This is a genomic window from Streptomyces sp. NBC_01261, from assembly GCF_036226385.1.
Taxonomy (GTDB): domain Bacteria; phylum Actinomycetota; class Actinomycetes; order Streptomycetales; family Streptomycetaceae; genus Streptomyces.
Genome location: NZ_CP108463.1, coordinates 7,648,993 through 7,671,785 on the forward strand (window position 1 = coordinate 7,648,993; position 22,793 = coordinate 7,671,785).

A 22,793-nucleotide genomic window follows, 5' to 3' on the forward strand; every position below is an offset into this window, starting at 1 on the left:
AGTTCTGTGTGCAGTCTGCTGACAGGCCGTCCACAACCGCAAGGGTCGTGCAGGGAATTCGCCCTGCCGTGCCTCTTGCGACTTGTAGAACCCGTTATTACCTTCACGGGCGTCCTACGTTCCTGATGGACCGTCAGAATCCATCGGAAGCCATCGGTACTCAGCCGGAGTCACTCATGCCCTGTCCAGCTCTCCCCGACGGGTTCGACTTCACCGACCCGGACCTGCTCCACCACCGCGTCCCGCTGCCGGAGTTCGCCGAACTGCGCGCGTCCGAGCCGGTGCGCTGGATACCGCAGCCCCTCAACATCGCCGGGTTCCAGGACGAGGGCTACTGGGCCGTGACCCGGCACGCCGACGTCCGGTACGTCTCCACCCACCCGGAGATCTTCTCCTCGACCGTCAACACGGCGATCATCCGCTTCGGCGAGCACATGACGCGCGACGCGCTCGACGTCCAGCAGTTGATCCTGCTCAACATGGACCCGCCCGAGCACACCCGCGTCCGCCAGATCGTCCAACGCGGCTTCACCCCGAGGGCGATCCGCGCACTGGAGGAACGCCTGCGCGACCGGGCCCACTCGATCGTGGCGGGCGCCCGCGCCCACTCCGGCCCCTTCGACTTCGTCACCGAGGTCGCCTGCGAACTGCCCCTCCAGGCCATCGCCGAACTCATCGGCATCCCGCAGGAGGACCGCGTCAAGATCTTCGAGTGGTCCAACAAGATGATCGCGTACGACGATCCCGAGTACGCCATCACGGAAGAGGTCGGCGCCGAGTCCGCCGCCGAACTCATCGCCTACGCCATGGGAATGGCCGCCGAGCGCAAGCAGTGCCCGGCCCACGACATCGTCAGCACCCTGGTCGCCGCCGAGGACGAGGGCAACCTGAACTCCGACGAGTTCGGCTTCTTCGTGCTGATGCTCTCGGTCGCCGGGAACGAGACGACCCGCAACGCCATCACCCACGGCATGCACGCGTTCCTCACCCACCCCGAGCAGTGGGAGCTGTACAAGCGGGAGCGCCCGTCGACCGCCGCCGAGGAGATCGTCCGCTGGGCCACCCCGGTCAACGCGTTCCAGCGGACGGCGACCCAGGACACCGAGCTGGGCGGCAAGTCGATCAAGAAGGGCGACCGCGTCGGCATCTTCTACGCCTCCGCCAACCACGACCCCGAAGTCTTCGAGAACCCCGACGAGTTCGACGTCATGCGCGACCCGAACCCGCACCTGGGCTTCGGTGGCGGGGGCCCGCACTACTGCCTCGGCAAGTCCCTCGCGGTTCTGGAGATCGACCTGATCTTCAACGCGATCGCGGACGCGATGCCCGACCTGACGCTGACGGGCGACCCGCGCCGGCTGCGCTCGGCATGGATCAACGGGGTCAAAGAGCTTCAGGTGACCGCCGGTTGAGAAACTCGGGCCGGCGGCATCCCGGCGCCGCCGGCCCGTCCTCGATCACCGCCGTGCTTACTTCCGTACGGCGAACTTCATCAGCTCCCGCTCGTCACCCTGCTTGATCTTCCCGGTCTCGTTGATGACCTGGAGCTTCCAACTCCCGCCCTCCCGGACCGCCTTGGCGACCGCGCAGCTGTTGTGGTCGCTGAGCAGGTTGGGCCAGATCTCGGCGACCTGCTGGGTGCTGCCGCCCGTGGCGTCGTAGACCTTGAAGGCGATGTTGCGTGCCTTCTGGAAGGAACTGCCCTTCTTGTAGGCGGCGGCGACGAAGACGATCGACGTGATGTTGGTGGGTATCCGCGCGAGGTCGACGGTCACCGTCTCGTCGTCGCCCTCGCCCTTGCCGGTCTGGTTGTCGCCGCTGTGCACCAACGAGCCGTTGCCCAGCGGGTCCACGGAGTCGAGCCCCGCGAGCCGCACCGGGTCCTGACCCTGCATCGCGATGGCGATGAGGTCGAGGTCCGTACCGGCCTTCTGGCGCAGCTTCCCGATGAAGCCGCCGCTGCTGCCGACGGTCGGGTCCCAGGACGCCCCGATCTCCAGATGGGTCACTCCGTCCAGATCCGCCGGACCGTCTTCCTTCGTGAGCGTGATCATGCGTGATCGATCCTCTTGATCGTGGGACTTAGACGCACGAATTCTGCCTTCTTGACCGGCCTTTGGGCTACTCCCGGCCAGATGCGGTCAGGGCGAACACTCCGGCGGCCAGGGCCGCGAGCAGGAGTGGGTAGCGCAGGCCGTGGTGCAGAGTGAGCCAGGCGCCCAGGAACGCGCCCGCGACCATGCCGACGACCGCCAGGCCGCGGCGGAGCGAACCGGGGCCCCAGCCGTTGCCCGCGACCGAGTCGGCGACCAGGGCGGTCAGGGTCGACGTCAGGACCGTGGTGGTCGAGATGTCGGCGACCTTGAGCGTGCGGACCGCCGCGTTGCGCAGCCCCATCGCGAAGGCGGTGAGGGCGATGAGGGGGTAGGTGGTGGCATGGTCCCCCGGTGCGGCGAAGGCGATGACGGCCGCCACACCCACCAGCACCGCCTCCGCGCCGAGACTCACCCGGGCCCAGGTGCGCCGCGACCCGGTGTCCATCCGTACCGAGATCCGGCCCCCGGCCACCACGCCCACGAGAAAGGCGCCGAGAGAGGTGAGGTTGTGGAGCACCGAGAACCCGGGTGCCCCGGCGGCGGCGAAGCCCAGCACCACCACATTGCCGGTCATGTTCGCGACGAAGACATGCCCGAGGCCCAGATAGCTGACGGCGTCGATGAGCCCGCTGACCACGGTCAGCCCGAGCAGCACGGCCACCAGCCGCACTCCGCGCGCTTCACGGTCGGAGGACTTGGGCGGTGTGTTGTCGGCCATGAACGCAATGTAGCGGCGGCCCCCGGTGTGCCGGGGACCGCCGCTGTGTGGTGCGTGTGTGGAGCCGGTGATCAGTACCAGCCGTTGGACTGCCAGAAGCTCCAGGCGGCCGTGGGGCTGCCGTAGCGGGAGTTCATGTAGTCCAGGCCCCACTTGATCTGGGTGGCGGCGTTGGTCTTCCAGTCGGAGCCGGCCGAGGCCATCTTCGAGCCCGGGAGGGCCTGGACCAGGCCGTACGCGCCGGAGGAGGAGTTCGTGGCGGTGACGTTCCAGCCGCTCTCGTGCTCGACGATCTTGCTGAACGCGTTGTACTGCGCGGCGCTCGGGATCATCTTGTGCGCGACCGACTGAGCGGAGGAGGCGGAGGTCGTCGCGGCCTGGGCGGGAGCCGAGGTGAGCACGAGACCGGTGGTGGCGGCGGCCAGAGCGGCGGCGGTCAGGGCCTTCTTCGGGGAGGCGATGCGAGCGACGATGCGGGAGACGGACACGGAGAACCTGTTTCTTCGGGGACAGAGGCGTCGTACGCCTGCCGGTGTCACGCGGTGCGCGGCGGGGGCAATGCGTCGGCGCCGAGGCCCGTGAGGACCCGTCGGCGCCGTGCGACTGCTCCAGAGAAGCACTCTCGATCCGTGTCCGCAAAGACCCCTTTTACTAGTTGTGGTCGCATGTGGGTGAAAGATGAACTGTGTGACCTGGCTCTCAAACCCCAGGTCGGAGGGGGTTTGAGACGCGTACATGACACCCTTAAACACTACTAATCCACGTAGTTCGTGACATGGGTCATGTGGGCCGCTTCACCACCCCTGTCACGGCCGGTGCGCGCCGCTTCACACAGGGGTTAGATTTCTGGCCATGCCAGCCACGGGGAAGCTGATCGGCTCCGGCCGTACCGCGGACGTGTACGAGATCGACGAGGCGTGGGTGCTGCGCCGCAATCGCGAGGACTGGGGGGACGCGGCGGCCGAGGGCGCGGTGATGGAACACGTGCGGGCCTACGGCTATCCCGTGCCCCGGGTGCGGACGGAGAGCTCGGGCGCCGCACGCACCTCGCGTACCGATCTCGTGATGGAGCGGCTGACCGGGCCCACCATGCTGGAGGCCCTCGTCGCGGGCGCGATCGACGTGGCGGAGGCCGGGACCGTGCTCGCTTCTCTGCTACGGCAGTTGCACGCCGTCCCCGGTCGGCGGCCCGGAACCCGGGTGCTGCACCTCGACCTGCACCCGGAGAACGTGATCCTCACCCCGGACGGGCCCCGCGTCATCGACTGGGGTACGGCGGAGGACGGTGACCCCGGGCTGGACTGGGGGCTCTCCGCGATGATCCTGGCCCAGGTCGCCGTGGACGATGACCGGCCGGTCGCCGAACCGGCGCGCGCGGTGCTCGTCTCGCTGCTCGCCGATCCCTCCGGGCTCACGGGGGAAGGGGTCTCGGAGGCGCGGCGGAGGCGGGCGGTCAATCCGACGATGACTGCGCGTGAGGTCGAACTGCTTGGTGTCGCCGAGGAGTTGGTGCGGTCGGTCGCGCTTCTGCCGTAGCGACGGAGGCGGCCAGGAGGGCGAGTTTGTCCGCCGCGTCGGTGCCGGGGTCCGGGTGGTAGACGACGAGGGTCTGGCCCGGGGCGCCGTCGATGCTCAGGCGTTCGCGGTTGAGTTGGAGGCCGCCGACCTGAGGGTGGGCGAGGTGCTTGGGGGCGGCTTCGCAGGCCAGGACGTCGTGGCGGGCCCAGAGACGGCTGAACAGGGGGCTGGCGAGGGAGAGTTCGCCGACCAGCTCGATGAAACGGGGGTCGTCGGTGTCGGTGCCGACGGACTCGCGGAAACCGGCGACCATGCCTCCGGCGGCGCCCTCCCAGTACGGGTACAGGGCCTGCTCGGCGGGGTCGAGGAACAGGGACCGCAGCCGATTGGCTCCTGCGGTGAAGCGCGGGGAGAGCGCGGTCGCGAGGGCGTTGGCGGCCAGGACGTCGAAGTAGCGGCCCTCCACGAGTGCGGGGAAGGCGAGCGTGGCGATGAGTTTGGTGATGCCCGGGGGGACGGTTTCCTTGCGGGGGCGGGGCCCGGTGCGGTGTCGGCGGGGCTTGGCGGCGCCGAGGCGCAGGAGGTGGGCCGTCGCGTCGTCGTCGAGCCGCAGCACCCGGGCTATGGACTCCAGGACCTGCACGGAGGGGTTGCGGTCGCGGCCCTGTTCCAGGCGCAGGTAGTAGTCGGCGCTGATGCCGGCGAGCATCGCGACCTCTTCGCGGCGCAGGCCGGGCACACGGCGTACCCCGAAGGCGGGGATGCCCGCCTGTTCGGGGCTGACGAGTTCGCGGCGGGCGCGGACGTACTCGCCCAGCGGGTTCGGTTCGTCGGCCATCTCCCCACTGTAAAGCGGCAGGCGGGACGCGTGCCTGGTCCTGTCACCCCCAGGGTCGGCGGGGCACTGGTTGGGGCGCGGGGCGGGCGGCAGCGTCATCGGTGCGTGCCGATCGGCGCGCCGGCCGCCACGGCTCGGGAACCCCCGTCACCTCACCAAGGAGCACAGTCATGTCTACCTATCTGCTGGTACACGGCGCCTGGCACAGCGGGCACGCCTGGGACCGGGTGGTCCCGCTGCTGACGGCGGCCGGCCACCGGGTGCTCGCCCCGTCCCTCACCGGGTACGGGGACAAGGCCCACCTGCTCGGCCCCGAGGTCGGCCTCGACACCCACGTCGACGACGTCGTCGGGCTGATCACCGAGGAAGGCCTCACCGACGTGGTCCTCGTGGGGCACAGCTACGCCGGGCTGGTCGTCTCCGGCGTGGCCAACACGCTCCCGGACCGGATCGCCCAGCTCGTCTACCTCGACGCGATGGTCCCGGTGGACGGCGAGCGCGCGACCGACCTCCTGCCCGTGACCCAGGTCCTGATCGATATGGCCGCGCGGTCCGACACCCCCTGGCGGATTCCGCCGCTGCCCGAACTCCCGCCGCCCGGTGGCCTGTTCGGGGTCACCGATCCGGCGGACGTGGCCTGGCTGCGCACGATGGTCTCGGACCAGCCGGCGCTGTGCCTCCAGCAACCGGTCCGGCTGGACAACCCCGCCGCGAACGCGATCCCCCGCACCCACATCCACTGCGTGGGCAGCGAACCGGAGGGCTTCGAGCGGCGACCCGTCCCCGCGACCCAGCCCAACGGCACCCCGGCCCAGGTGTGGGAACTGGAGACCGGCCACGACTGCATGATCACCAAGCCGGCCGAACTCGTCGAACTGCTCATCAAGTTGGGCTGAGCCGGACGAGGGGGTGCTGCGCCAACCGGGAGTTGATCAGCCCTCGATCACCACGCGTCGAAATGGGGCCGCAAGTGGCCATAAGGTACGGCCATTTTGGTGGTGTTGCGACTATTCCGGTCAGGCGTGGACCGCGTTCCGGGACACGCGCGTGGAGTCGGTCGTGTGCGGACACACTGGGCCTCGTGCCGGACACGACTCACCCGAACCCCGGGAACCTCGGGAATCTGCCGCCCGAGACCCATAGTTTCGTCGGGCGGCGCGACGAACTCGCCCTGCTACAGGCGCTGTTGGACCCGGGCTCCGGGCAGGCGGGCCGGCTGGTGAGTGTGGTCGGGGTCGGTGGGGTCGGCAAGACGCGGCTCGCCCTGCGGGCGGCGGCGGGGGTGCGGGATACCTTTCCCGACGGTGTCTGGCTGACCGAGCTGTCCCCCTTGCACACCCCGGGGCTTGTCGACCTCGCCGTCATGGAGACCCTCCGGCTCGCCGACCAGTCGACCCGCCCGGTGATCGACGTCATCGCCGAATGGGCGCACGGCAAACGGCTGTTGCTCGTCCTCGACTCCTGCGAGCACCTCCTCGCCGACTGCGCCAAGGTCGCCGCCGCGCTGCTGGCCCGCGCGCCCGAGCTGCGCATCCTCGTCACCAGCCGGGAACGCCTCGCCCTGCCCGGCGAGGAGGTCCTCCACCTCGAACCACTCCCCGTGGACGGCGGCATCGGTGACGGTACCGGCGAGAGCGCCGCCGCCGGTGACGCCGTCGCCCTGTTCGCCGAGCGTGCCGCCGACGCCGGGCGGCCGTTGAGCGAGGACGACGTGGCCGGCCGTGCCGTCGCCGCCGCCGTCTGCCGTCGACTCGACGGCATCCCCCTCGCCCTCGAACTCGCCGCCGCCCGCCTCGCGGACCTCACCCTCGACCAACTCCACGACCGGCTCGGCGAACGCCTGCCCTCGCCCTCCGATCTGCCGTCGACCCTGGACCTGTTGACCTCCGCCCCCGGCGAACGCCCGCCCCGCCACCAGACATTGCGCACCGCCATCGGCTGGAGCCACGAACTCTGCGCCCCGCTCGAACGCCTGCTGTGGGCGCGGCTCTCCGTCTTCACCGGCGGGTTCTGCGCGGAGACCGCCCAACAGGTGTGCGCGGGCGGACCGTTGGCCCCGGAGCGGATTCCCGGGCTGCTCGCCCGGCTCGTCGCGCAGTCCATCGTGCTACCCGACCCCGTCATCTCGGCCCGCTACCGGATGCTCGACACCGTCCGCGAGTACGGCACCGACTGGCTGTACGCGCTGGGTGAGGAACGTGCCGTACGGCGCCGCCATCGCGAGCACTACGCACGCCTGGCCCATCAGGGTTGCGCCGAGTGGAACACCGGACGGCAGGTCGCCTGGTGCGAGCGGCTGCTGAGCGAACACGCCGACTTCCGGGCAGCGGTCGAGAGCGCGCTCGCCGAACCGGACCGTACGGCGGCCGTGGAGATGGCGGGCCATGTCGGATTCCTGTGGCGGCACTGCGGCTACCTCCGCGAGGCCCAGGCCTGCCTCGACCAGGCCCTCGCCGCCGACCCCCCGCCCGGCCACGGCCGCACCCTCGCCCTGTGGTCGCGCGGCGCCGTCGCCATCCTCCAGGGCGACCAGGAGGCGGCGGCCAACTGGGCGGTCCGCTGCGCCGACGCGGCCCGCGAACAGGGCTCCCCGGTCGCCATGGTCGCCGCCGTGTACGTGCGGGGCGGCCAACTGGCCCTCACCAGCCGCCTCGCCGAGGCGATCGACGTGCTCGCCGCCGCACCCCAACTCCTCATCCAGGACGACGCGTTCGGAGCCGCCCAGCTCCAGGTCCGGCTCGCGCTGTCCCTCGCGCTCGTCCTGCGCGGCGAGTACGGGCGGGGCCGCGAGGTCGCCGACGAGGTGCGCACGGCCAGCCGGAAGCAGGGCGAGTACTGGTGCGGGGCCTACGCCGACTACCTGATCGCCCAGGCGGACCTGGGGCGCGGTGACATACCGGCCGCGGTGCGCGGCGCCCGCACCTCGATCGCCGGCCACGCCCTGCTGCACAACACGGCCGGCGCGGCCATGTCCCTCGACCTCCTGGCCGCCGCCGTCGTCGCGACCGGCGACGCCCACCGCGCCGCCCGCCTCCTCGGGATCGGCACCCGCCTCTGGGAACTGACCGGCCGCGCCCAGATGGACTCCCCGGACCTCATCGCCACCCGCCGCACCTGCGAACTCCGCGTCCGCGAACGCCTCGGCAACGCCGCCTACGGGACGGGATACCGGCAGGGTCTGGCGATGTCGTACGACGAGGGAATCGCGTACGCGAGCAGTCGTTCAGGTGGTCAGTGACGCGGGGTGGGGCCGCCGAACGGCAGAAACAGGGTCCGGGTCGCGATCAGCCAACTCCCGTCCACCTCGCGGAAAATGTCCTCGTAGTGCCCGACCTGGACCGGGGGACCGGCGGGGACCATGCCGCCGTGATGGCCGTCGACGCGGTACGTCGTGAAGTACGCGGTCGAGATCGCCGTGCCGGGGGAGGTGAGGGTGACCAGGACGTTCGACATCAGGCGGCGCGACAGCCGGCCGGCGGGACGGGAGCCGAAGTACTTCCGCAACGCCTCCCGCCCCGCCACGAGCCGCTCGCCGTCCGGCCACTCCCAGCTGCCGTCCTCGGTGAACAGCTCGGCGACGGACGAGGGTTCACCGAGATCGAGGCGGCGGACGAAGTCCAGGATCACGCGCTCACAGGCACGTTCGGCGAGCAGGCGTTGCAAAGGGTCAAGGTCCATGCGGTCGTTGGTATCAGCCGCACCCCTGGCCCCACGACCGATTTATCCCCGCGACGGAATGGCGTCCGTGACCGGACTACACCGCCACGTACGTCACCGGTTCGCTCCCCGTCCGCTCCTCCGCCTGGCCCAGTTTGACCAGTCGGCGGAGGTGCGCCTCGGCCTCCGAGACCGCGATGTTCCGTGACTGGTAAGGGATTTGGGACCAGGGCCGGTTCCACTCCATCCGCTCGGCGACCTGCCAGGGCGTGAGCGGTTCGGAGAGGAGGGAGAGGAGGTCGGCCAGCCGGTCCTCGTGGTGGGCGAGCAACTCCCTTACGCGACCGGCCGCGTCGGTGAACGTGTGTTGGTGGGCCGGGAGCACCTCCGCCGGGGCCAGCCGGCCGATCCGCTCCAGCGAGTCGAGGTAGTCGCCGAGCGGATCGGGGAGCGTGTCGTCGTCCGGGTCCTCGTACAGGCCGATGTGCGGGGTGATCTCCGGGAGCAGGTGATCGCCCGAGAACAGGCGTCCGTGGCCCGGGAGTTGGGCCGGGTGGTCCTCCTCCAGGTGCAGGCAGACGTGGCCGGGGGTGTGGCCCGGGGTCCAGATCGCGCGCAGTCGCCGCCCGGCCAGGTCGAGGAGTTCGCCGGGGACGATCTCCCGGTCGGGGAGGGCGGGGGCGAGTCCCGGCACGCTGCGCGGGCGGGCCGCGCGCAGGGGTGCGAGGTGCTCCTCGGGGGCGCCGGCCGCCGTGAGCTTCGCGGTCATGTACGCCAGCCAGCGGCCCGGTTGGGTCGAACGGGCCCGCCGTACGATCGCCGTGTCCGCCGCGTGCATCGCGAGCCACGCCCCGGACGCCTCGCGCACCTGCCCGGACAGGCCGTGGTGGTCGGGGTGGTGGTGGGTGATGACCACGCCGTGGACCTCGCCGACCGACGTCCCGCAGGCCGCCAGGCCCGCGACCAGGGTGTCCCACGAGGCCGGGTCGTCCCAGCCCGTGTCGACCAGGACGGGTCCGCGGTCGGTGTCGACGACGTAGACGAGGGTGGTCCCCAACGGGTTGTCGGGGATGGGGACTTCGATGGAGCGAACGCCGCCGCCGTGGTCGTGGACCTGCCCCATGGACGTCATGGACTCCCCAATCGCCGCCTTCCGGCCACTATACGTGGACTCCATCGACCGGAACTGGTATTCAGTCTTCGTATCTGATGGATCGTCAGACAGCGGTACCGGGGAGGCGTTCGGCCATGACAGAGCTCGTGGAACACCGACAGCTGTTCATCGGCGGGGAGTTGACCGATCCCCTGGGCAAGGACGTCATCGAGGTGATCTCCCCGCACAGCGAGGAGGTCATCGGCCGCGTGCCGCACGCGTCGAGGGAGGACGTGGACCGCGCGGTCGCCGTGGCACGCGAGGCCTTCGACGAAGGACCCTGGCCCCGCACGACCCTCGACGAGCGGATCGCGGTCGTCACCCGCATCAAGGACGCGATCGCCGCCCGGTACGAGGAGATCGGCCGCGTCATCTCCTCCGAGAACGGGTCGCCGTACTCCTGGAGCATCCTCGGGCAGGCCCTCGGCGCGATGATGGTCTGGGACGCGGCGATCACCGTCGCGAAGGGCTTCACCTACGAGGAGCAGCGCGACGGAGTCCTCGGCAAGATCCTCGTCCGCCGGGAGCCGGTCGGTGTCGTCGCGGCCGTGGTCCCGTGGAACGTCCCGCAGTTCGTGGCGGCCGCCAAACTCGCACCGGCGCTGCTCACCGGCTGCACGGCGATCCTCAAGCCGTCGCCCGAATCGCCCCTGGACGCCTACCTGTTGGGCGAGATAGCGAAGGAGGCGGGGCTGCCGGACGGCGTCCTGTCCATCCTCCCGGCCGACCGCGAGGTCAGCGAGTACCTCGTCGGACATCCCGGCATCGACAAGGTCTCCTTCACCGGTTCGGTCCCGGCCGGCAAGCGCGTGATGGAGGTCGCGGCCCGCCATCTCACGCGCGTGACACTGGAGTTGGGCGGCAAGTCGGCGGCGATCGTCCTGCCCGACGCGGACCTCACGACCGCCGTCCCCGGCATCGTCTCGTCCGCCTGGATGAACAACGGCCAGGCGTGCGTCGCCCAGACCCGCATCCTCGTACCCCGCTCGCGCTACGACGAGTTCGCGGACGCGTTCGCGGCGGCGGCCAGCGCGCTGGTGGTCGGCGACCCGCTCGACCCGGCCACCCAGGTGGGCCCGTTGGTCACCAAGCGCCAGCAACAACGAAACCTCGACTACATTCGCATCGGCCAGGAGGAGGGCGCCAAAATCCTTACGGGCGGCGGCCGCCCACCGGGCCTGGACCACGGCTGGTACGTGGAGCCGACCCTCTTCGGCGACGTCGACAACTCCATGCGCATCGCCCGCGAGGAGATCTTCGGCCCGGTGATCTGCCTCCTCCCGTACGGCGACGAGACGGAGGCCGTGAAGATCGCGAACGACTCCGACTACGGCCTGAGCGGCAGCGTCTGGACCGGCGACGTCGCCCACGGCATCGACATCGCCCGCCAGGTCCGCACCGGCACCTACAACGTGAACACCTTCAGCCTCGACATGCTCGGCCCCTTCGGCGGCTACAAGAACAGCGGCCTGGGACGGGAGTTCGGCCCCGAGGGCTTCTCCGAGTTCCTCGAACACAAGATGATCCACCTCCCGGCCGGCTGGGAGGGGTGATCGGGCGATGGGCGACCGCTGGCAGGTAGAGGTCGACCGCTCCATCTGCATCGGCTCGGCCCAGTGCACCCACCAGGCCCCCGACCGCTTCCGCCTCGACTCGGCCATGCAGTCCCATCCGGCCGAACCGGAGACCGACGCCAACGAGAGGATTCTCGCGGCGGCGGAGGGGTGCCCGGTGGAGGCCATCATGATCACGTTGCTGGGGAGCGGGGAGCCGGTGTTTCCGCCGGAGGAGTAACTCGCCCCGGTTCAGCGGCCGGTGGCCCCGGGAGGGCGAACTCCAGGGGTCATCGAGGCCAGCCGCTTCCTGACCGCGTCCGCCTCCGGCATGCCGTGTTCCGTGTACAGGGTGAGCGCGTGCTCGTAGTGGTGGACGGCGGGCGCGGGGTCGTCGAGGGCGTGGTGGGCTTCGGCCAACCCCGCGTGGGCGCGGGCCTGTTGGCCCGGGTTCTCGATGTCCTCGGCGATGGTGAGGGCGTCGGTGTGGTGGGTGAGGGCGTCGGTGGGGCGGGCGGCGGCCCGGGCGGCTTCGCCCAGGCCGTTGAGGGCTCTGGCCTCGCCGTCGCGGTCGCCGTTGCGGGAGTAGAGGGCGAGTGCCTGGCGGTGGCATTCGGCCGCCTGTGTGGGGTGGTCGCGGCGGGAGTGGACGATGCCCAGGCCGTGCAGGGCGCCCGCCTCGCCGTAGCCGTCGCCCACCTCTCTGAGCAGGGTCAGGGCCTGCTCCTGGTGGCGAGCCGCCTCGTCGAGGCGGTCCAGGCGCGTCTCGACCGTCCCCAGGTCCATGAGCGCGTGGGCCTCCAAGTAGCGGTTGCCCGCACGGCGTAGCAGGGTCAGGGACTGGTGGAGGTGGTCGGCGGCATCGTCGTAGCGGCCCAACTGGCCCTCGACATGGGCGAGGTTCTTCAGCGCGATCGACTCGCCCGAGGTGTCGTCGATGCTGCGGTACAGGTGCAGGGCCTGGTCGAGGTACTCGACGGCCGGCAGGAAGCGGGCCACGCGTTCGTCCACCAGGCCGAGGTTGACGAGGGCGCGGGCCTGGCCGGTGGGGTCGTCGGCCCGGCGGAACAGGGTCAGCGCCTCCTGGAGGTGGCGGCGGGCCGGTTCGTGCCGGGCCAGTTGGTAGTACGCGGTGCCGATGCCCAGCAGGGCGCGCGCCTCGGCCGCCGGGTCTCCGAGCAGGCGGGCGGCGTCGCGGGCGTGGCCGTGGATCGTGAGGCCGTCGGTGTGGTGGCCGCTGATGAGGTGGCGGTACAGGGTGAGGGAGAGCCGGATGGCGTGGGTGGGCCGGCCGTGGGCGGCGGTGTACGCGGACATCGCGGTGAGGCAGATGCGCTCGGCCTCCAGCCAGGCTCGTGCGGCGTCCGGATCCGACAAGTCCGGTACGGGAGTAGAGGTCTCGGGAGCGGCGGGGCGTAAGTGGGCCTCGGCCGGGTGGAGTTGGTCCATGGCGGCGGCCGCGGTGGCGAGATAGTGATCGAACAGCCGATCCAGCGCCGCCTCGCGTGCCTCCGGCACGTCCTCGGCCATGGCGAGCCGGGCGGCGTAGGCACGCAGCAGGTCGTGCATGCCGTACCGGGCGGTGTCCGCGCGCTGGGCGGGTCGGATGCGGGTGGGGGTGTCGAGGGGATGGGGGGCGGCCTGGGTGGGTGTGCCGGTGGGTGTGGGGCTTGTGTTCGTGCGCTGGATCAGGTGGGTGGGGGTGTGGCGGGTGTCCGGTGTGGGGGTGCCGGTGGGTGCGGGGGTGGTGTCTGCGTGTTGGACGGCGGGTCGGATGCGGGTGGGGGTGTGGAGGGGACCGGGGGCGGCCTGCGTGGGTGTGGGGCTTGTGTCGGCGCGCTGGACCGGATGGGTGTGGGCGGGGGAGCTGAAGGCGTCGCGGGTGTCCGGCGTGTACGTGCCGGTCGGTGTCGCGGTGGTGTCCGCGCGTTGGACCAGGTGGGCGCGGGCGAGGACCTCCAGGGCGCGGCGGGTGGCCGGCAGGGTGCTGCCGGTCAGGGCCGCGGTGGCGTGTGTGTCGAGGTCGGGGCCGGGGTGCAGGCCGAGCAGGCGGAACGTGTGCGCCGCCTCCGCGGGCAACTGGCGCAACGACCAGGAGAACACCGTGACGACGGCGGCCCGGGGGTCGCCCTCCGCGTCGAGGAGGTACAACCGCCGCTGCTGGTCGGCGAGTTCGGCGACGAGGTCGGTCAGCGGGGTGCCGGGGCGGGCGGCGGCGAGTTCCGCGGCGACCCGCAGCGCCAGGGGCAGCCGGGCGCACTGCGCGGCGAGGGCGTCCACGGCGGCGGGCTCGGCCTCGGCGCGTGGGCCGATCAGCCGGCGCAGCAGGGTGCGGGCCGCGTCGGCGGGCAGCAGGTCGAGGTCGAGACGCTGGGCGCCCTCCCGCGCGACCAGCCCGGCCAGGCTGTCCCGGCTGGTCACCAGCACCGCGCAGGAACCGGTGCCGGGCAGCAGCGGACGGACCTGCTCCACGGTCGCCGCGTTGTCCAGCACGATCAGCATCCGCCGGTCCGCGACCTCGGTGCGGTAGCGCGCCGCCCGGTCGTCCGGCTCCGGCGGGATGTCCTGTTCGGACACCCCGAGCGCGGTCAGGAACCGGACCAGCGCGTCGGGGGCGGTCATCGGACGGTCGGGGTCGTAGCCGCGCAGGTTCACATACAACTGCCCGTCCGGGAACCGGTCCCGGACCCGGTGCGCCCAGTGCACCGCCAGAGCCGTCTTGCCCACGCCCGCCGTCCCGGACACCGCCGACACCACGACGGCGGTGGGCCGCCGCGTGCTCGCCCCCAAGACCTTCTCCAGCCGCGCCAGTTCATCCTCCCGCCCGGTGAACCCCGCCGCATCGAGAGGGAGTTGAGCGGGTACGGCCCTCCTGGCGCGCCCGGTGCCGGTCCCGGACGGCGGTCGCGGGGCGGCCTTCTCGCGCAGGACCGCCTGGTGTGCCCGCTGGGCCTCCGCCCCCGGGGTCGTGCCGAGTTCGTCGGCCAGCCGCTCGCGCAGGGCGCCGTAGCAGGCGAGTGCCTCCGGAGCGCGCCCGGCGGCGTCCAGCGCCCGGATCAGCGCCACCGCGAGCGGTTCGATCAGCGGGTGCTCGGCGACGAGGACGGACAGCGCGTCGACCACCACCAGGTGCCCCCCGACCCGGAGTTCGGCCTCCGCCCAGGCGAGAACGGCATCGACGTACTGATGCACCCAGTTCTCCCGGGTCCGCGCCGCCCACTCGCCGGACACCCCGGCCAAGGGCGTCCCCTGCCACAGCCCCATCGCCTCCCGCAGCGTCGACACCCGTGCCGCGTCCGAGCCTTTGGTCCGGCGGGCCCGCGTGACCAGGTTCCGGAAGCGGTGCACGTCGACCAGGTCGGGCGCGAGGTCGAGCCGGTACCCGGCCGGGCCGCGCACCAACTCCGGCGCGGGGGAGGGGACTTCGGCATCCCCAAGGCCACCGCCGGAGAGCGCGGAGAGCCGCGGGCCCGTCTCCGCCAGGACCCGGCGGATACGCGCGACATGGGCGTACAACGTGGCGCGTACCTGCGCCGGCGGGGCCTCGCCCCAGACCCGGTCGATCAGGGTCTCGGCCGGCACCCAGCGGCCCGCGTCCACCAGCAGGGCCGCCAGGACCGTGCGCCGCTTGGCGGGGCCCAGGTCGACCGGGCTGCCCGCCACCCATAACTCCACGGGGCCCAGCAGTTGAAATCCACTCGCGTCCGTCACCACAGCCCCACCCCACGTGCTTCACAGGTTGTCCACCGCGCACCCAACCACCTGCCCACCTGCGGGACAAGGTTTGCGCAAGGTCCACGGCCACCTCCCTCCGCCACCTTGGTCACGGCAACTCGCCGCCGCCACGGACGACTTCGAGTCCGTGGGCGGCACCACGGCGCGGCGGACACCGCTCACGGTGTTCCTTGTGCTGACCGCGGTCGGCTGCTCCCACGGGGGTGAGCAGCCGACCGCGGGCCCGAGGCACCCGACGTCCGTCCGCTGTCGGGCGCCACCGTGTCCCGGCGCGGCGAGGAGACCAACCCCTGGAGCCTGCTCACCGTCCGGAAAGCGACCCAGGACGGCTACGGCATCGTCGGCGAGTGCCTCTACCGGCGGTCCCCCCGGTCCCCGCGGGCGAACCCCACCAGGCCTCCTGGCGACGGGCGTTGACCGGCACCCCGGCCCACCGGGAACCGTGTCCTCGACGCCGTGGAGAAGGACCCCGACCACCTTGCCGCCGTGCGCCGTTGGTCCGCGTGCATGACCAGGGCGGGGCACCCGGCGAAGGACCTCCAGACACCCGGCAGGCCGTCAACTCCCGTCTGCGGCAAGGCACTGGCCTGCACCACCGCATGAGCCACAGGGGCTAAGCGGGCCGGAGCGTGGCGAACAGCGCTCGGACCCGGGTGCCGTCGGCCTGTGCCCAGGCGCCGGTGACCTGGCCGATCGTGTCCTCGGGAGGCGTGGAGCCGGGGGTCAGCACCCGGTGCAGCCGCAGGGTCGGGCCGTCCGGCACGGCGAACTCGGTGGCCTCGGCGGTGTCGGTCGGGGCGCCCAGGGCGGGGACGCGTGCCGCACCGGTCCAGGAGCGGGCGACCTCACGGTCCAGGGTGTGGGAGACGCGCTGCGCCTGCGCCTCCACCCGGCCCTCGATGAACGCCGTCAGCCCGGCGGTCAGCACCGGGTCGTGACAGCCGTCGTAGGCCCAGCGCGGACCGAGCACGCCGTGCTCCATCGTGCCGACGAGCGCGTGTTCGGCGCCGGGGAGCGGAGCGGCCCGGTAGGTGAGCGGGACGAGGTAGGCGCCCGAGCCGTCGGTGACGATCATGAACTCGATGCCGACCTCGCCCTCGGGGTCGTCGAGCCGGAACCCGCCGGACTTCACCAACTCCGGTTCGGCCGGGCCGCGATACCAGGTGCGGGTGGGCAGCCAGCGGGTGAGGAGTTCGAGCTTGGTGGGCTTGACGTAGGTCTGGTGGATGACGGCCATGGGGGAATTATCGGTCCCCGGCCGCGTCCGGCTCGGTCAGATCGATCAACCGGCAGACCGTCTCGATGTCGATCTTCACCTGGGCGATGGACGCGCGACCAGAGAGCCAGGTGATCAACGCCGAGTGCCAGGTGTGCTCGATGACCCGGACCGCCGACAGCTGCTCGGGCGTGGGGTGTTCGAGGCCCATCGCGTCCAGGATGATCACCGTGGTCTGGCGGGAGACCTGGTCGACCTCGGGGGAGACGCTGCGGTCCGCGAAGGTCAGCGCGCGGACCATCGCGTCGGCGAGGTGCGGCTCGCGCTGGAGCGCGCGGAAGGCCCGCATCAGGGTCTCCGCGACCCGCTCGGCCGCCGTGTCACCGCCCGGCGGCTTCTTGCGGAGCGTGCCGTGCATGTGTTCCAACTGGTCCTGCATCGTGGCGACCAGGAGATGCACCTTGGACGGGAAGTACCGGTACAGCGTGCCGAGCGCGACCTGCGAGGACTCCGCGACCTCCCGCATCTGCACCGCGTCGAAACCGCCCCTGCTCGCCAGCTGGGCGCTCGCGTGCAGGATGCGGCGCCGACGGGCCTCCTGCCGCTCGGTGAGGGGCGGCGAGGTCCGCGCAGTGGCTTCGGGCTTGGCTTGCGCTGGCATGGCTCCCGATCCGTGACTGTCGGTGAGGGCGGGTGATCGCACCGATCATGGCAGGGCGTCGGCCGTGGTGTGAATCACCTGATCCACTTCTCACAGCGCCCGTACCGGCCGGTAGATTCAGAACCTCCTGGACGATCAAGTCTGAAACTTGTTCTAGATTAGCGTCCCGGCGTAATCTCGCGGGACAGTGCAGGCAGAAGGGGGCTCAGAGTGACCGCTGAGGCCAGTCAGGCGGGTCCCCAGGAGGACCTGGCAGCCGACGGCGAGCGACCGCTCCGTATCGCACTCCTCACCTATAAGGGGAACCCGTTCTGCGGGGGCCAGGGCGTCTACGTCCGCCACCTCTCCCGCGAACTGGCCCGCCTCGGGCACCGCGTCGAGGTCATCGGCTCGCAGCCGTACCCCGTGCTCGACGAGGGCTACGACGGCATCTCCCTGACCGAGCTGCCCTCGCTCGACCTCTACCGCTCCCCGGACCCCTTCCGCACCCCGAAGCGCGACGAGTTCCGGGACTGGATCGACGCCTTCGAAGTCGCGACGATGTGGACCGGCGGCTTCCCCGAGCCCATCACGTTCTCGCTCCGCGCCCGCCGTCATCTCCGGGCCCGGCGCGGCGAGTTCGACATCGTGCACGACAACCAGACGCTGGGGTACGGGTTGTTGGGGGATGTCGGTGCCCCGCTCGTCACCACGATCCACCACCCCATCACCGTGGACCGGCAGTTGGAGCTGGACGCGGCCGTGAACTGGCGCGAGCGCATGTCCAAGCGCCGCTGGTACTCCTTCACGCGGATGCAGAAGCGGGTCGCCCGCCGCCTGCCCTCCGTGCTCACCGTCTCCGGCACCTCGCGCCAGGAGATCATCGACCACCTCGGCGTCCGCGACGACCGCATCCACGTCGTCCACATCGGCGCCGACACCGACCTGTTCTCGCCGAACCCCGCCGTACCGCAGGTGCCGGGCCGGATCGTCACCACGTCCAGCGCGGACGTCCCCCTCAAGGGCCTCGTCCACCTCGTCGAGGCCCTGGCGAAGGTCCGCACCGAACACCCCGACGCCCACCTGGTCGTCGTGGGCAAACGCCCCACCGAGGGCCCGGTCGCCCAGGCCGTCGAGCGCTACGGCCTCGAAGGCGCCGTCGACTTCGTCAAGGGCATCTCCGACGCCGAACTCGTCGATCTGGTCCGCTCGGCGGAGGTCGCCTGCGTGCCCTCGCTGTACGAGGGCTTCTCGCTCCCGGCGGCGGAGGCGATGGCCACGGGTACGCCCCTCGTCGCCACCACGGGCGGAGCCATCCCGGAGGTCGCCGGACGCGACGGCGAGACCTGCCTGGCGGTACCGCCGGCGGACCCGGGCGCACTCGCGACCGCCCTGAGCCGCCTCCTGACCGACCCGGCACTCCGGGCCCGCCTCGGCGCGGCCGGCCGCGAGCGCGTCCTGGCCCGCTTCACCTGGGCGAAGGCGGCGGAGGGCACGGCGGCCAGGTACCGCGAGGCGATCGCCGCCGCCCCGACGGGCAGCGCGGCCCCGGCATCGTTGTCGCCCTCGGCGACTCCGTCTCCCTCCCCTTCTCCGACCAGTGTTACCGGCGTCTCTCCCGAAAGCAGGGCCACGTGCTGACCGTCGACTTCTCCCGGTTCCCGCTCGCCCCTGGCGACCGTGTCCTGGACCTCGGGTGCGGTGCCGGGCGGCACGCGTTCGAGTGTTATCGGCGAGGGGCACAGGTCGTCGCCCTCGACCAGAACGCCGAGGAGATCCGCGAGGTCGCCAAGTGGTTCGCGGCGATGAAGGAGGCCGGCGAGGCCCCCACCGGAGCCACCGCGACCGCGATGGAGGGCGACGCGCTCCAACTCCCCTTCCCGGACGAGTCGTTCGACGTCGTGATCATCTCCGAGGTCATGGAGCACATCCCGGACGACAAGGGAGTGCTCGCCGAGATGGTCCGGGTGCTGAAGCCCGGTGGCCGCATCGCCATCACCGTCCCGCGCCACGGCCCCGAGAAGATCTGCTGGGCCCTGTCCGACGCCTACCACGAGGTCGAGGGCGGCCACATCCGCATCTACAAGGCGGACGAACTCCTCGCCAAGATCCGCGAGGCGGGCCTCAAGCCGTACGGCACCCACCACGCGCACGGACTGCACTCGCCGTACTGGTGGCTGAAGTGCGCGTTCGGCGTGGACAACGACAAGGCGCTGCCGGTGCAGGCGTACCACAAGCTCCTGGTCTGGGACATCATGAAGAAACCCCTCGCGACCCGGGTCGCCGAACAGGCGCTGAACCCGCTGATCGGCAAGAGCTTCGTGGCCTACGCGACCAAGCCGCACCTCCCCGTGGCGGAAGCCAAGTGACCACTCCCCGGACAGAACACCTCGTCCTGCCCGGGGTCCTCACCGCGGAGCAGGCCGCCGCGACCGTCGCCGGCATCCTCGCCGTGCAGCGGGAGGACGGGGCGATCCCGTGGTTCCGGGGCCATCACCTCGACCCGTGGGACCACACCGAGGCCGCGATGGCGCTGGACGCGGCGGGCGAGCACGAGGCCGCCGAGCGGGCGTACAACTGGCTCGCCCGGCACCAGAACGAGGACGGGTCCTGGTTCGCGGCCTACGCGGACGGCGACGCGGGCGAGGTGACCGACCGGGGGCGCGAGACCAACTTCGTCGCCTACATCGCCGTAGGCGTCTGGCACCACTACCTCGCCACCGGTGACGACACGTTCCTGGACCGGCTGTGGCCGAACGTCTTCGCCGCGGTCGAGTTCGTGCTGCGGCTTCAGCAGCCGGGCGGGCAGATCGGGTGGAAGCGGGAGGACGACGGTACGGACACGGCCGATGCGCTGCTCACCGGTTCGTCCTCGATCCACCAGGCGCTGCGGTGCGCCCTCGCGATCGCCGAGGAGCGGGAAGAGCCGCAGCCGGACTGGGAGTTGGCGGTCGGGGCGCTGCGGCACGCCATCCGGCGGCATCCGGAACGGTTCCTGGACAAGGGCCGTTACTCGATGGACTGGTACTACCCGGTGCTGGGCGGTGCGTTGACCGGTGTGGAGGCCAAGTCCCGGGTGGAGGAGGGCTGGAGCCGGTTCGTCGTGCCGGGGCTGGGGGTGCGGTGTGTTGTTCCCAACCCGTGGGTGACGGGGGGTGAGTCCGCCGAACTCGCCCTCGCGCTCTGGGTGTTGGGTGAGTCCGACCGGGCGTTGGAGATTCTCCAGTCCATTCGGCACCTGCGTGATTCCGAAAGCGGGCTGTACTGGACCGGGTACGTCTTCGACGACGGCGCGGTGTGGCCTCGTGAGCTGACCACGTGGACCGCGGGGTCGTTGCTGCTCGCGGTGGCGGCGCTGGGGGGCCATGACGCGACCTGTGCGGTGTTCGGTGCGGAGCACCTGCCGTTGGGGCTGGATCCGGATTGTTGTTAGGCGCGGGCCCGGTGGTGGCTGGTCGCGCAGTTCCCCGCGCCCCTAAAAACCCCGGTGCTTTTAGGGGCGCGGGGAACTGCGCGACCAGCCACGACGCTCCCGCAGGCGACGACCGGCAATGCTCAGCGGGAAACCTTGTTGGCGATCGCGTGGCCGATGAAGAGGTACACCACCGCTGCCAGACCGTAGCCGCAGATGACGCGCGCCCAGGCCTCGTCGAAGGTGAACAGGTCGCGGGACCAGCCGGCGAGCCAGTTGGCCGAGCGGTGGACGAACTGCACGAGGTCGTTCGCGCGGTTGGCGTCCAACAGGTACATCAGAATCCAGAGGGCCAGGATGAGGGCCATGATGTCGGCGATGATCACGATGACATTGCCGACCGAATTCGAACCGCGTCGGTAGTAGGGGGACATGCCAAGCGGATTGCCGCTTCCGGCGGGATGAAACCCGTACGGTCCCGCCCGGGTGGCGCGCGCGGCCCAGCCGGGTGAGGCTGCCGGGGTAAGGACACCCACTCGGGGAGAACACCCCGGAGGACCTCGTGCCCGTACCGATACGGCGCCTCTTCGTGGCGCTCACTCTGTGCTGCGCCCTGCTCGCCGGAGCCACGGCCTGCGGCAGCGCCACCGATGACGCCACGCAGGACACCGCGGCCGTCGTGGCCGCCGCTGCCGCCGCGACCCCGAGCCCCAGTACCTCCGCCCAACGGCAGAAGTTCGCCAAGACCCGCTTCGTCGCGAACGCGGGCCTCGCCGCCGGTGCCACCTACCAGTGGATCGTGAAGCCCTGGAAGGCGGGCAAGTTCAAGAAGGGCGCGAGCGGACGCAGGTTCGCGCTCATCAAGGCGGGCCTCGCGGGCGCGTTCGCGTACAACCGGCTCAAGGCGGCCACCAAGAACGCCAAGGGCGACCCCACGCTCGCCAAGGCGGTAGCCCCCCTCAGCGCCGGCATCGACTCCCTGAAGGACCTGCCGTCCAAGCTCCGCAAGGGCGACTCCACGGACGCCACGGCGGGTTCCTTCGACGACATCATCAACAAGGTCAAGGACGCCGGGAAGAGCGCCGGCGCCGAGGTGACCGACAAGGTGCCATCGGCAGGCCAACTGGCGGGCGGCTGACGGTGAGTTGAGCGGCTCCTAGGAGTTCAGCTCCGCCAGCACCCGCAGCGTGTGCGGGTCGGGCGCAAGGGCCAGCAGGTCCGTCACCGGGCCCTTGCGCCACAACTCCAGCCGCTCCGCGATCCGTTCACGCGGGCCGACCAACGAGATCTCGTCGGCGAAGGCGTCCGGCACCGCGAGCACGGCCTCCTCCCGGCGGCCCGCGAGGAACAACTCCTGTATCCGCCGGGCCTCTTCCTCGTACCCCATGCGCGCCATCAGATCGGCGTGGAAGTTACGGGCCGCGTGCCCCATCCCGCCGATGTAGAAGCCGAGCATCATCTTCACGGGGAGGAGGCCCTCGGCCACGTCGTCGCAGACCTGCACCCGCGCCATGGGCGCCACGAGGAAGCCTTCTCGGAAGGTCGTCGTCCCGTAGACCTCCGGCCGGCTCGGCGACCAGTACAGCGGCAGCCATCCGTCCGCGATCGCCGCCGTCTGCGCCACGTTCTTCGGCCCCTCCGCGCCGAGCAGCACCGGCAGGTCCGAACGGAGCGGGTGGGTAATGGACTTGAGCGGCTTGCCGAGCCCCGTGCCGTCCGCGCCCCGGTACGGATGCGCGTGGAACCGCCCGTCCATCTCGACCGGCGCCTCCCGCCGCAGCACCTGCCGTACGACCTCGACGTACTCCCGGGTCGCGGTGAGCGGCGACTTGGGGAACGGCCGCCCGTACCACCCCTCCACCACCTGCGGCCCCGACAGCCCGAGCCCGAGCAGCACGCGCCCGCCGGAGAGATGGTCGAGCGTGAGCGCGTGCATCGCGGTGGTGGTCGGGGACCGGGCCGCCATCTGCGCAACGGCCGTGCCCAGCTTGATCGTCGAGGTCTGCGCCGCGATCCAGGTGAGGGGAGTGAAGGCGTCGGACCCCCACGACTCGGCCGTCCACACGGAGTCGTACCCGAGCCGCTCGGCCTCCTGGGCCAGCGGCACATGGTCGGCGGAGGGCCCGCGCCCCCAGTACCCGAGTGCGAGACCGAGCCGCATATCGCCTCCACAGCAACGGAACTGACGGTACGTCAGCCAACCGATCGACGGCTGCGACTGTACGACAACGGCCCCCCACCCGGAAGGGCGAGGGGC

The 22,793-nt window shown here is 71.3% G+C and carries 22 protein-coding genes; 11 read left to right on the plus strand and 11 right to left on the minus strand.

Annotated features, from left to right (window positions below; genetic code table 11):
* The first annotated feature begins 176 nt into the window (after window positions 1-176).
* Window positions 177-1,412 (plus strand): cytochrome P450, encoded by a 1,236-nt coding sequence (locus OG226_RS34090; protein ID WP_328683631.1) that lies wholly within the window; start codon window positions 177-179, stop codon window positions 1,410-1,412.
* A gap of 57 nt (window positions 1,413-1,469) precedes the next feature.
* Here the strand turns inward: OG226_RS34090 and OG226_RS34095 are convergent, their stop codons facing one another.
* From OG226_RS34095 to OG226_RS34105, 3 genes are all read right to left on the minus strand, one after another.
* A complete protein-coding gene (locus tag OG226_RS34095) occupies window positions 1,470-2,054 on the minus strand; it encodes a TerD family protein (RefSeq protein WP_329351033.1) in 585 nt (194 codons plus the stop codon).
* A gap of 67 nt (window positions 2,055-2,121) precedes the next feature.
* Window positions 2,122-2,814 carry a YoaK family protein gene (locus OG226_RS34100; protein WP_329351034.1) on the minus strand — a complete coding sequence of 231 codons (693 nt, stop codon included), beginning with the start codon at window positions 2,812-2,814 and terminating at the stop codon, window positions 2,122-2,124.
* Between the two features lie 71 nt (window positions 2,815-2,885).
* Window positions 2,886-3,302, minus strand: coding sequence for a transglycosylase SLT domain-containing protein (locus OG226_RS34105; protein ID WP_327404425.1), 417 nt, complete (start codon window positions 3,300-3,302; stop codon window positions 2,886-2,888).
* 364 nt (window positions 3,303-3,666) lie between these two features.
* Between OG226_RS34105 and OG226_RS34110 the strand changes: the two genes are divergently transcribed.
* Window positions 3,667-4,350, plus strand: a complete 684-nt coding sequence (locus OG226_RS34110) for a phosphotransferase (RefSeq protein WP_329351035.1) — start codon at window positions 3,667-3,669, stop codon at window positions 4,348-4,350.
* Here the strand turns inward: OG226_RS34110 and OG226_RS34115 are convergent.
* A complete protein-coding gene (locus OG226_RS34115) occupies window positions 4,268-5,170 on the minus strand; it encodes a helix-turn-helix domain-containing protein (protein ID WP_329351036.1) in 903 nt (300 codons plus the stop codon). The two genes, OG226_RS34110 and OG226_RS34115, sit on opposite strands and share 83 nt — an antisense overlap.
* Window positions 5,171-5,340: 170 nt before the next feature.
* Between OG226_RS34115 and OG226_RS34120 the strand changes: the two genes are divergently transcribed.
* Window positions 5,341-6,066, plus strand: a complete 726-nt coding sequence (locus tag OG226_RS34120; protein ID WP_329351037.1) for an alpha/beta hydrolase — start codon at window positions 5,341-5,343, stop codon at window positions 6,064-6,066.
* 185 nt (window positions 6,067-6,251) lie between these two features.
* Window positions 6,252-8,408 (plus strand): ATP-binding protein, encoded by a 2,157-nt coding sequence (locus OG226_RS34125; protein WP_329351038.1) that lies wholly within the window; start codon window positions 6,252-6,254, stop codon window positions 8,406-8,408.
* On the opposite strand, the gene OG226_RS34130 is transcribed toward OG226_RS34125, so the two are convergent.
* Both OG226_RS34130 and OG226_RS34135 read right to left on the minus strand, forming a co-directional pair.
* The gene (locus tag OG226_RS34130; protein WP_329351039.1) at window positions 8,402-8,848 is read right to left on the minus strand and encodes a nuclear transport factor 2 family protein; all 447 of its coding nucleotides are present in this window, start codon (window positions 8,846-8,848) and stop codon (window positions 8,402-8,404) included. The genes OG226_RS34125 and OG226_RS34130 overlap by 7 nt on opposite strands.
* 76 nt (window positions 8,849-8,924) lie before the next feature.
* Window positions 8,925-9,950, minus strand: coding sequence for an MBL fold metallo-hydrolase (locus tag OG226_RS34135; protein WP_329353602.1), 1,026 nt, complete (start codon window positions 9,948-9,950; stop codon window positions 8,925-8,927).
* A 125-nt stretch (window positions 9,951-10,075) separates the two neighbouring features.
* Here OG226_RS34135 and OG226_RS34140 point away from each other — a divergent pair, with 125 nt between their 5' ends.
* Complete coding sequence (locus OG226_RS34140) at window positions 10,076-11,533, plus strand: aldehyde dehydrogenase (RefSeq protein WP_328683639.1); 1,458 nt, start codon at window positions 10,076-10,078, stop codon at window positions 11,531-11,533.
* Window positions 11,534-11,540: 7 nt separating this feature from the next.
* Window positions 11,541-11,774 carry a ferredoxin gene (locus tag OG226_RS34145; RefSeq protein WP_328683640.1) on the plus strand — a complete coding sequence of 78 codons (234 nt, stop codon included), beginning with the start codon at window positions 11,541-11,543 and terminating at the stop codon, window positions 11,772-11,774.
* Between the two features lie 11 nt (window positions 11,775-11,785).
* Here the strand turns inward: OG226_RS34145 and OG226_RS34150 are convergent, their stop codons facing one another.
* Window positions 11,786-15,196 (minus strand): tetratricopeptide repeat protein, encoded by a 3,411-nt coding sequence (locus tag OG226_RS34150; RefSeq protein ID WP_329351040.1) that lies wholly within the window; start codon window positions 15,194-15,196, stop codon window positions 11,786-11,788.
* 528 nt (window positions 15,197-15,724) lie between these two features.
* Here OG226_RS34150 and OG226_RS34155 point away from each other — a divergent pair.
* Window positions 15,725-15,871 (plus strand): hypothetical protein, encoded by a 147-nt coding sequence (locus OG226_RS34155; protein ID WP_329351041.1) that lies wholly within the window; start codon window positions 15,725-15,727, stop codon window positions 15,869-15,871.
* Between the two features lie 10 nt (window positions 15,872-15,881).
* Here the strand turns inward: OG226_RS34155 and OG226_RS34160 are convergent, their stop codons facing one another.
* Together OG226_RS34160 and OG226_RS34165 are read right to left on the minus strand one after the other, a co-directional pair.
* The gene (locus tag OG226_RS34160) at window positions 15,882-16,505 is read right to left on the minus strand and encodes a maltokinase N-terminal cap-like domain-containing protein (RefSeq protein WP_329351042.1); all 624 of its coding nucleotides are present in this window, start codon (window positions 16,503-16,505) and stop codon (window positions 15,882-15,884) included.
* Between the two features lie 7 nt (window positions 16,506-16,512).
* Entirely contained in the window at window positions 16,513-17,145 is a 633-nt protein-coding gene (locus OG226_RS34165; protein ID WP_328683644.1) for a TetR family transcriptional regulator, read from the minus strand.
* 210 nt (window positions 17,146-17,355) lie between these two features.
* Here OG226_RS34165 and OG226_RS34170 point away from each other — a divergent pair, with 210 nt between their 5' ends.
* Genes OG226_RS34170 through OG226_RS34180 form a run of 3 tightly spaced genes read left to right on the plus strand, consistent with a single transcriptional unit; the run spans window position 17,356 to window position 20,557 of the window.
* Window positions 17,356-18,765: a glycosyltransferase family 4 protein gene (locus OG226_RS34170; RefSeq protein WP_329351043.1), complete on the plus strand. Its 1,410-nt coding sequence runs from the start codon at window positions 17,356-17,358 to the stop codon at window positions 18,763-18,765.
* Window positions 18,759-19,493: a class I SAM-dependent methyltransferase gene (locus tag OG226_RS34175; protein ID WP_328683646.1), complete on the plus strand. Its 735-nt coding sequence runs from the start codon at window positions 18,759-18,761 to the stop codon at window positions 19,491-19,493. Before OG226_RS34170 ends, OG226_RS34175 begins: the two co-directional genes overlap by 7 nt.
* Window positions 19,490-20,557 carry a prenyltransferase/squalene oxidase repeat-containing protein gene (locus OG226_RS34180; RefSeq protein ID WP_328683647.1) on the plus strand — a complete coding sequence of 356 codons (1,068 nt, stop codon included), beginning with the start codon at window positions 19,490-19,492 and terminating at the stop codon, window positions 20,555-20,557. Before OG226_RS34175 ends, OG226_RS34180 begins: the two co-directional genes overlap by 4 nt.
* Window positions 20,558-20,679: 122 nt before the next feature.
* Here the strand turns inward: OG226_RS34180 and OG226_RS34185 are convergent, their stop codons facing one another.
* Window positions 20,680-20,970 (minus strand): hypothetical protein, encoded by a 291-nt coding sequence (locus OG226_RS34185; protein ID WP_328683648.1) that lies wholly within the window; start codon window positions 20,968-20,970, stop codon window positions 20,680-20,682.
* A 128-nt stretch (window positions 20,971-21,098) separates the two neighbouring features.
* On the opposite strand from OG226_RS34185, the gene OG226_RS34190 reads away from it, so the two are divergent.
* The gene (locus tag OG226_RS34190) at window positions 21,099-21,674 is read left to right on the plus strand and encodes a hypothetical protein (RefSeq protein ID WP_328683649.1); all 576 of its coding nucleotides are present in this window, start codon (window positions 21,099-21,101) and stop codon (window positions 21,672-21,674) included.
* An 18-nt stretch (window positions 21,675-21,692) separates the two neighbouring features.
* On the opposite strand, the gene OG226_RS34195 is transcribed toward OG226_RS34190, so the two are convergent.
* The gene (locus OG226_RS34195; protein ID WP_328683650.1) at window positions 21,693-22,697 is read right to left on the minus strand and encodes an LLM class F420-dependent oxidoreductase; all 1,005 of its coding nucleotides are present in this window, start codon (window positions 22,695-22,697) and stop codon (window positions 21,693-21,695) included.
* Window positions 22,698-22,793 lie beyond the last annotated feature (96 nt).

What these genes read in the sequence shown, in the direction of transcription:
- OG226_RS34140 (WP_328683639.1), top strand. Translation starts at nt 10,076, where the DNA reads ATGACAGAGCTCGTGGAACACCGACAGCTGTTCATCGGCGGGGAGTTG.
- OG226_RS34120 (WP_329351037.1), top strand. Translation starts at nt 5,341, where the DNA reads ATGTCTACCTATCTGCTGGTACACGGCGCCTGGCACAGCGGGCACGCC.
- OG226_RS34130 (WP_329351039.1), bottom strand. Translation starts at nt 8,848, where the DNA reads ATGGACCTTGACCCTTTGCAACGCCTGCTCGCCGAACGTGCCTGTGAG.
- OG226_RS34115 (WP_329351036.1), bottom strand. Translation starts at nt 5,170, where the DNA reads ATGGCCGACGAACCGAACCCGCTGGGCGAGTACGTCCGCGCCCGCCGC.
- OG226_RS34195 (WP_328683650.1), bottom strand. Translation starts at nt 22,697, where the DNA reads ATGCGGCTCGGTCTCGCACTCGGGTACTGGGGGCGCGGGCCCTCCGCC.
- OG226_RS34165 (WP_328683644.1), bottom strand. Translation starts at nt 17,145, where the DNA reads ATGCCAGCGCAAGCCAAGCCCGAAGCCACTGCGCGGACCTCGCCGCCC.
- OG226_RS34160 (WP_329351042.1), bottom strand. Translation starts at nt 16,505, where the DNA reads ATGGCCGTCATCCACCAGACCTACGTCAAGCCCACCAAGCTCGAACTC.
- OG226_RS34095 (WP_329351033.1), bottom strand. Translation starts at nt 2,054, where the DNA reads ATGATCACGCTCACGAAGGAAGACGGTCCGGCGGATCTGGACGGAGTG.
- OG226_RS34100 (WP_329351034.1), bottom strand. Translation starts at nt 2,814, where the DNA reads ATGGCCGACAACACACCGCCCAAGTCCTCCGACCGTGAAGCGCGCGGA.
- OG226_RS34110 (WP_329351035.1), top strand. Translation starts at nt 3,667, where the DNA reads ATGCCAGCCACGGGGAAGCTGATCGGCTCCGGCCGTACCGCGGACGTG.
- OG226_RS34090 (WP_328683631.1), top strand. Translation starts at nt 177, where the DNA reads ATGCCCTGTCCAGCTCTCCCCGACGGGTTCGACTTCACCGACCCGGAC.
- OG226_RS34145 (WP_328683640.1), top strand. Translation starts at nt 11,541, where the DNA reads ATGGGCGACCGCTGGCAGGTAGAGGTCGACCGCTCCATCTGCATCGGC.
- OG226_RS34185 (WP_328683648.1), bottom strand. Translation starts at nt 20,970, where the DNA reads ATGTCCCCCTACTACCGACGCGGTTCGAATTCGGTCGGCAATGTCATC.
- OG226_RS34135 (WP_329353602.1), bottom strand. Translation starts at nt 9,950, where the DNA reads ATGGGGCAGGTCCACGACCACGGCGGCGGCGTTCGCTCCATCGAAGTC.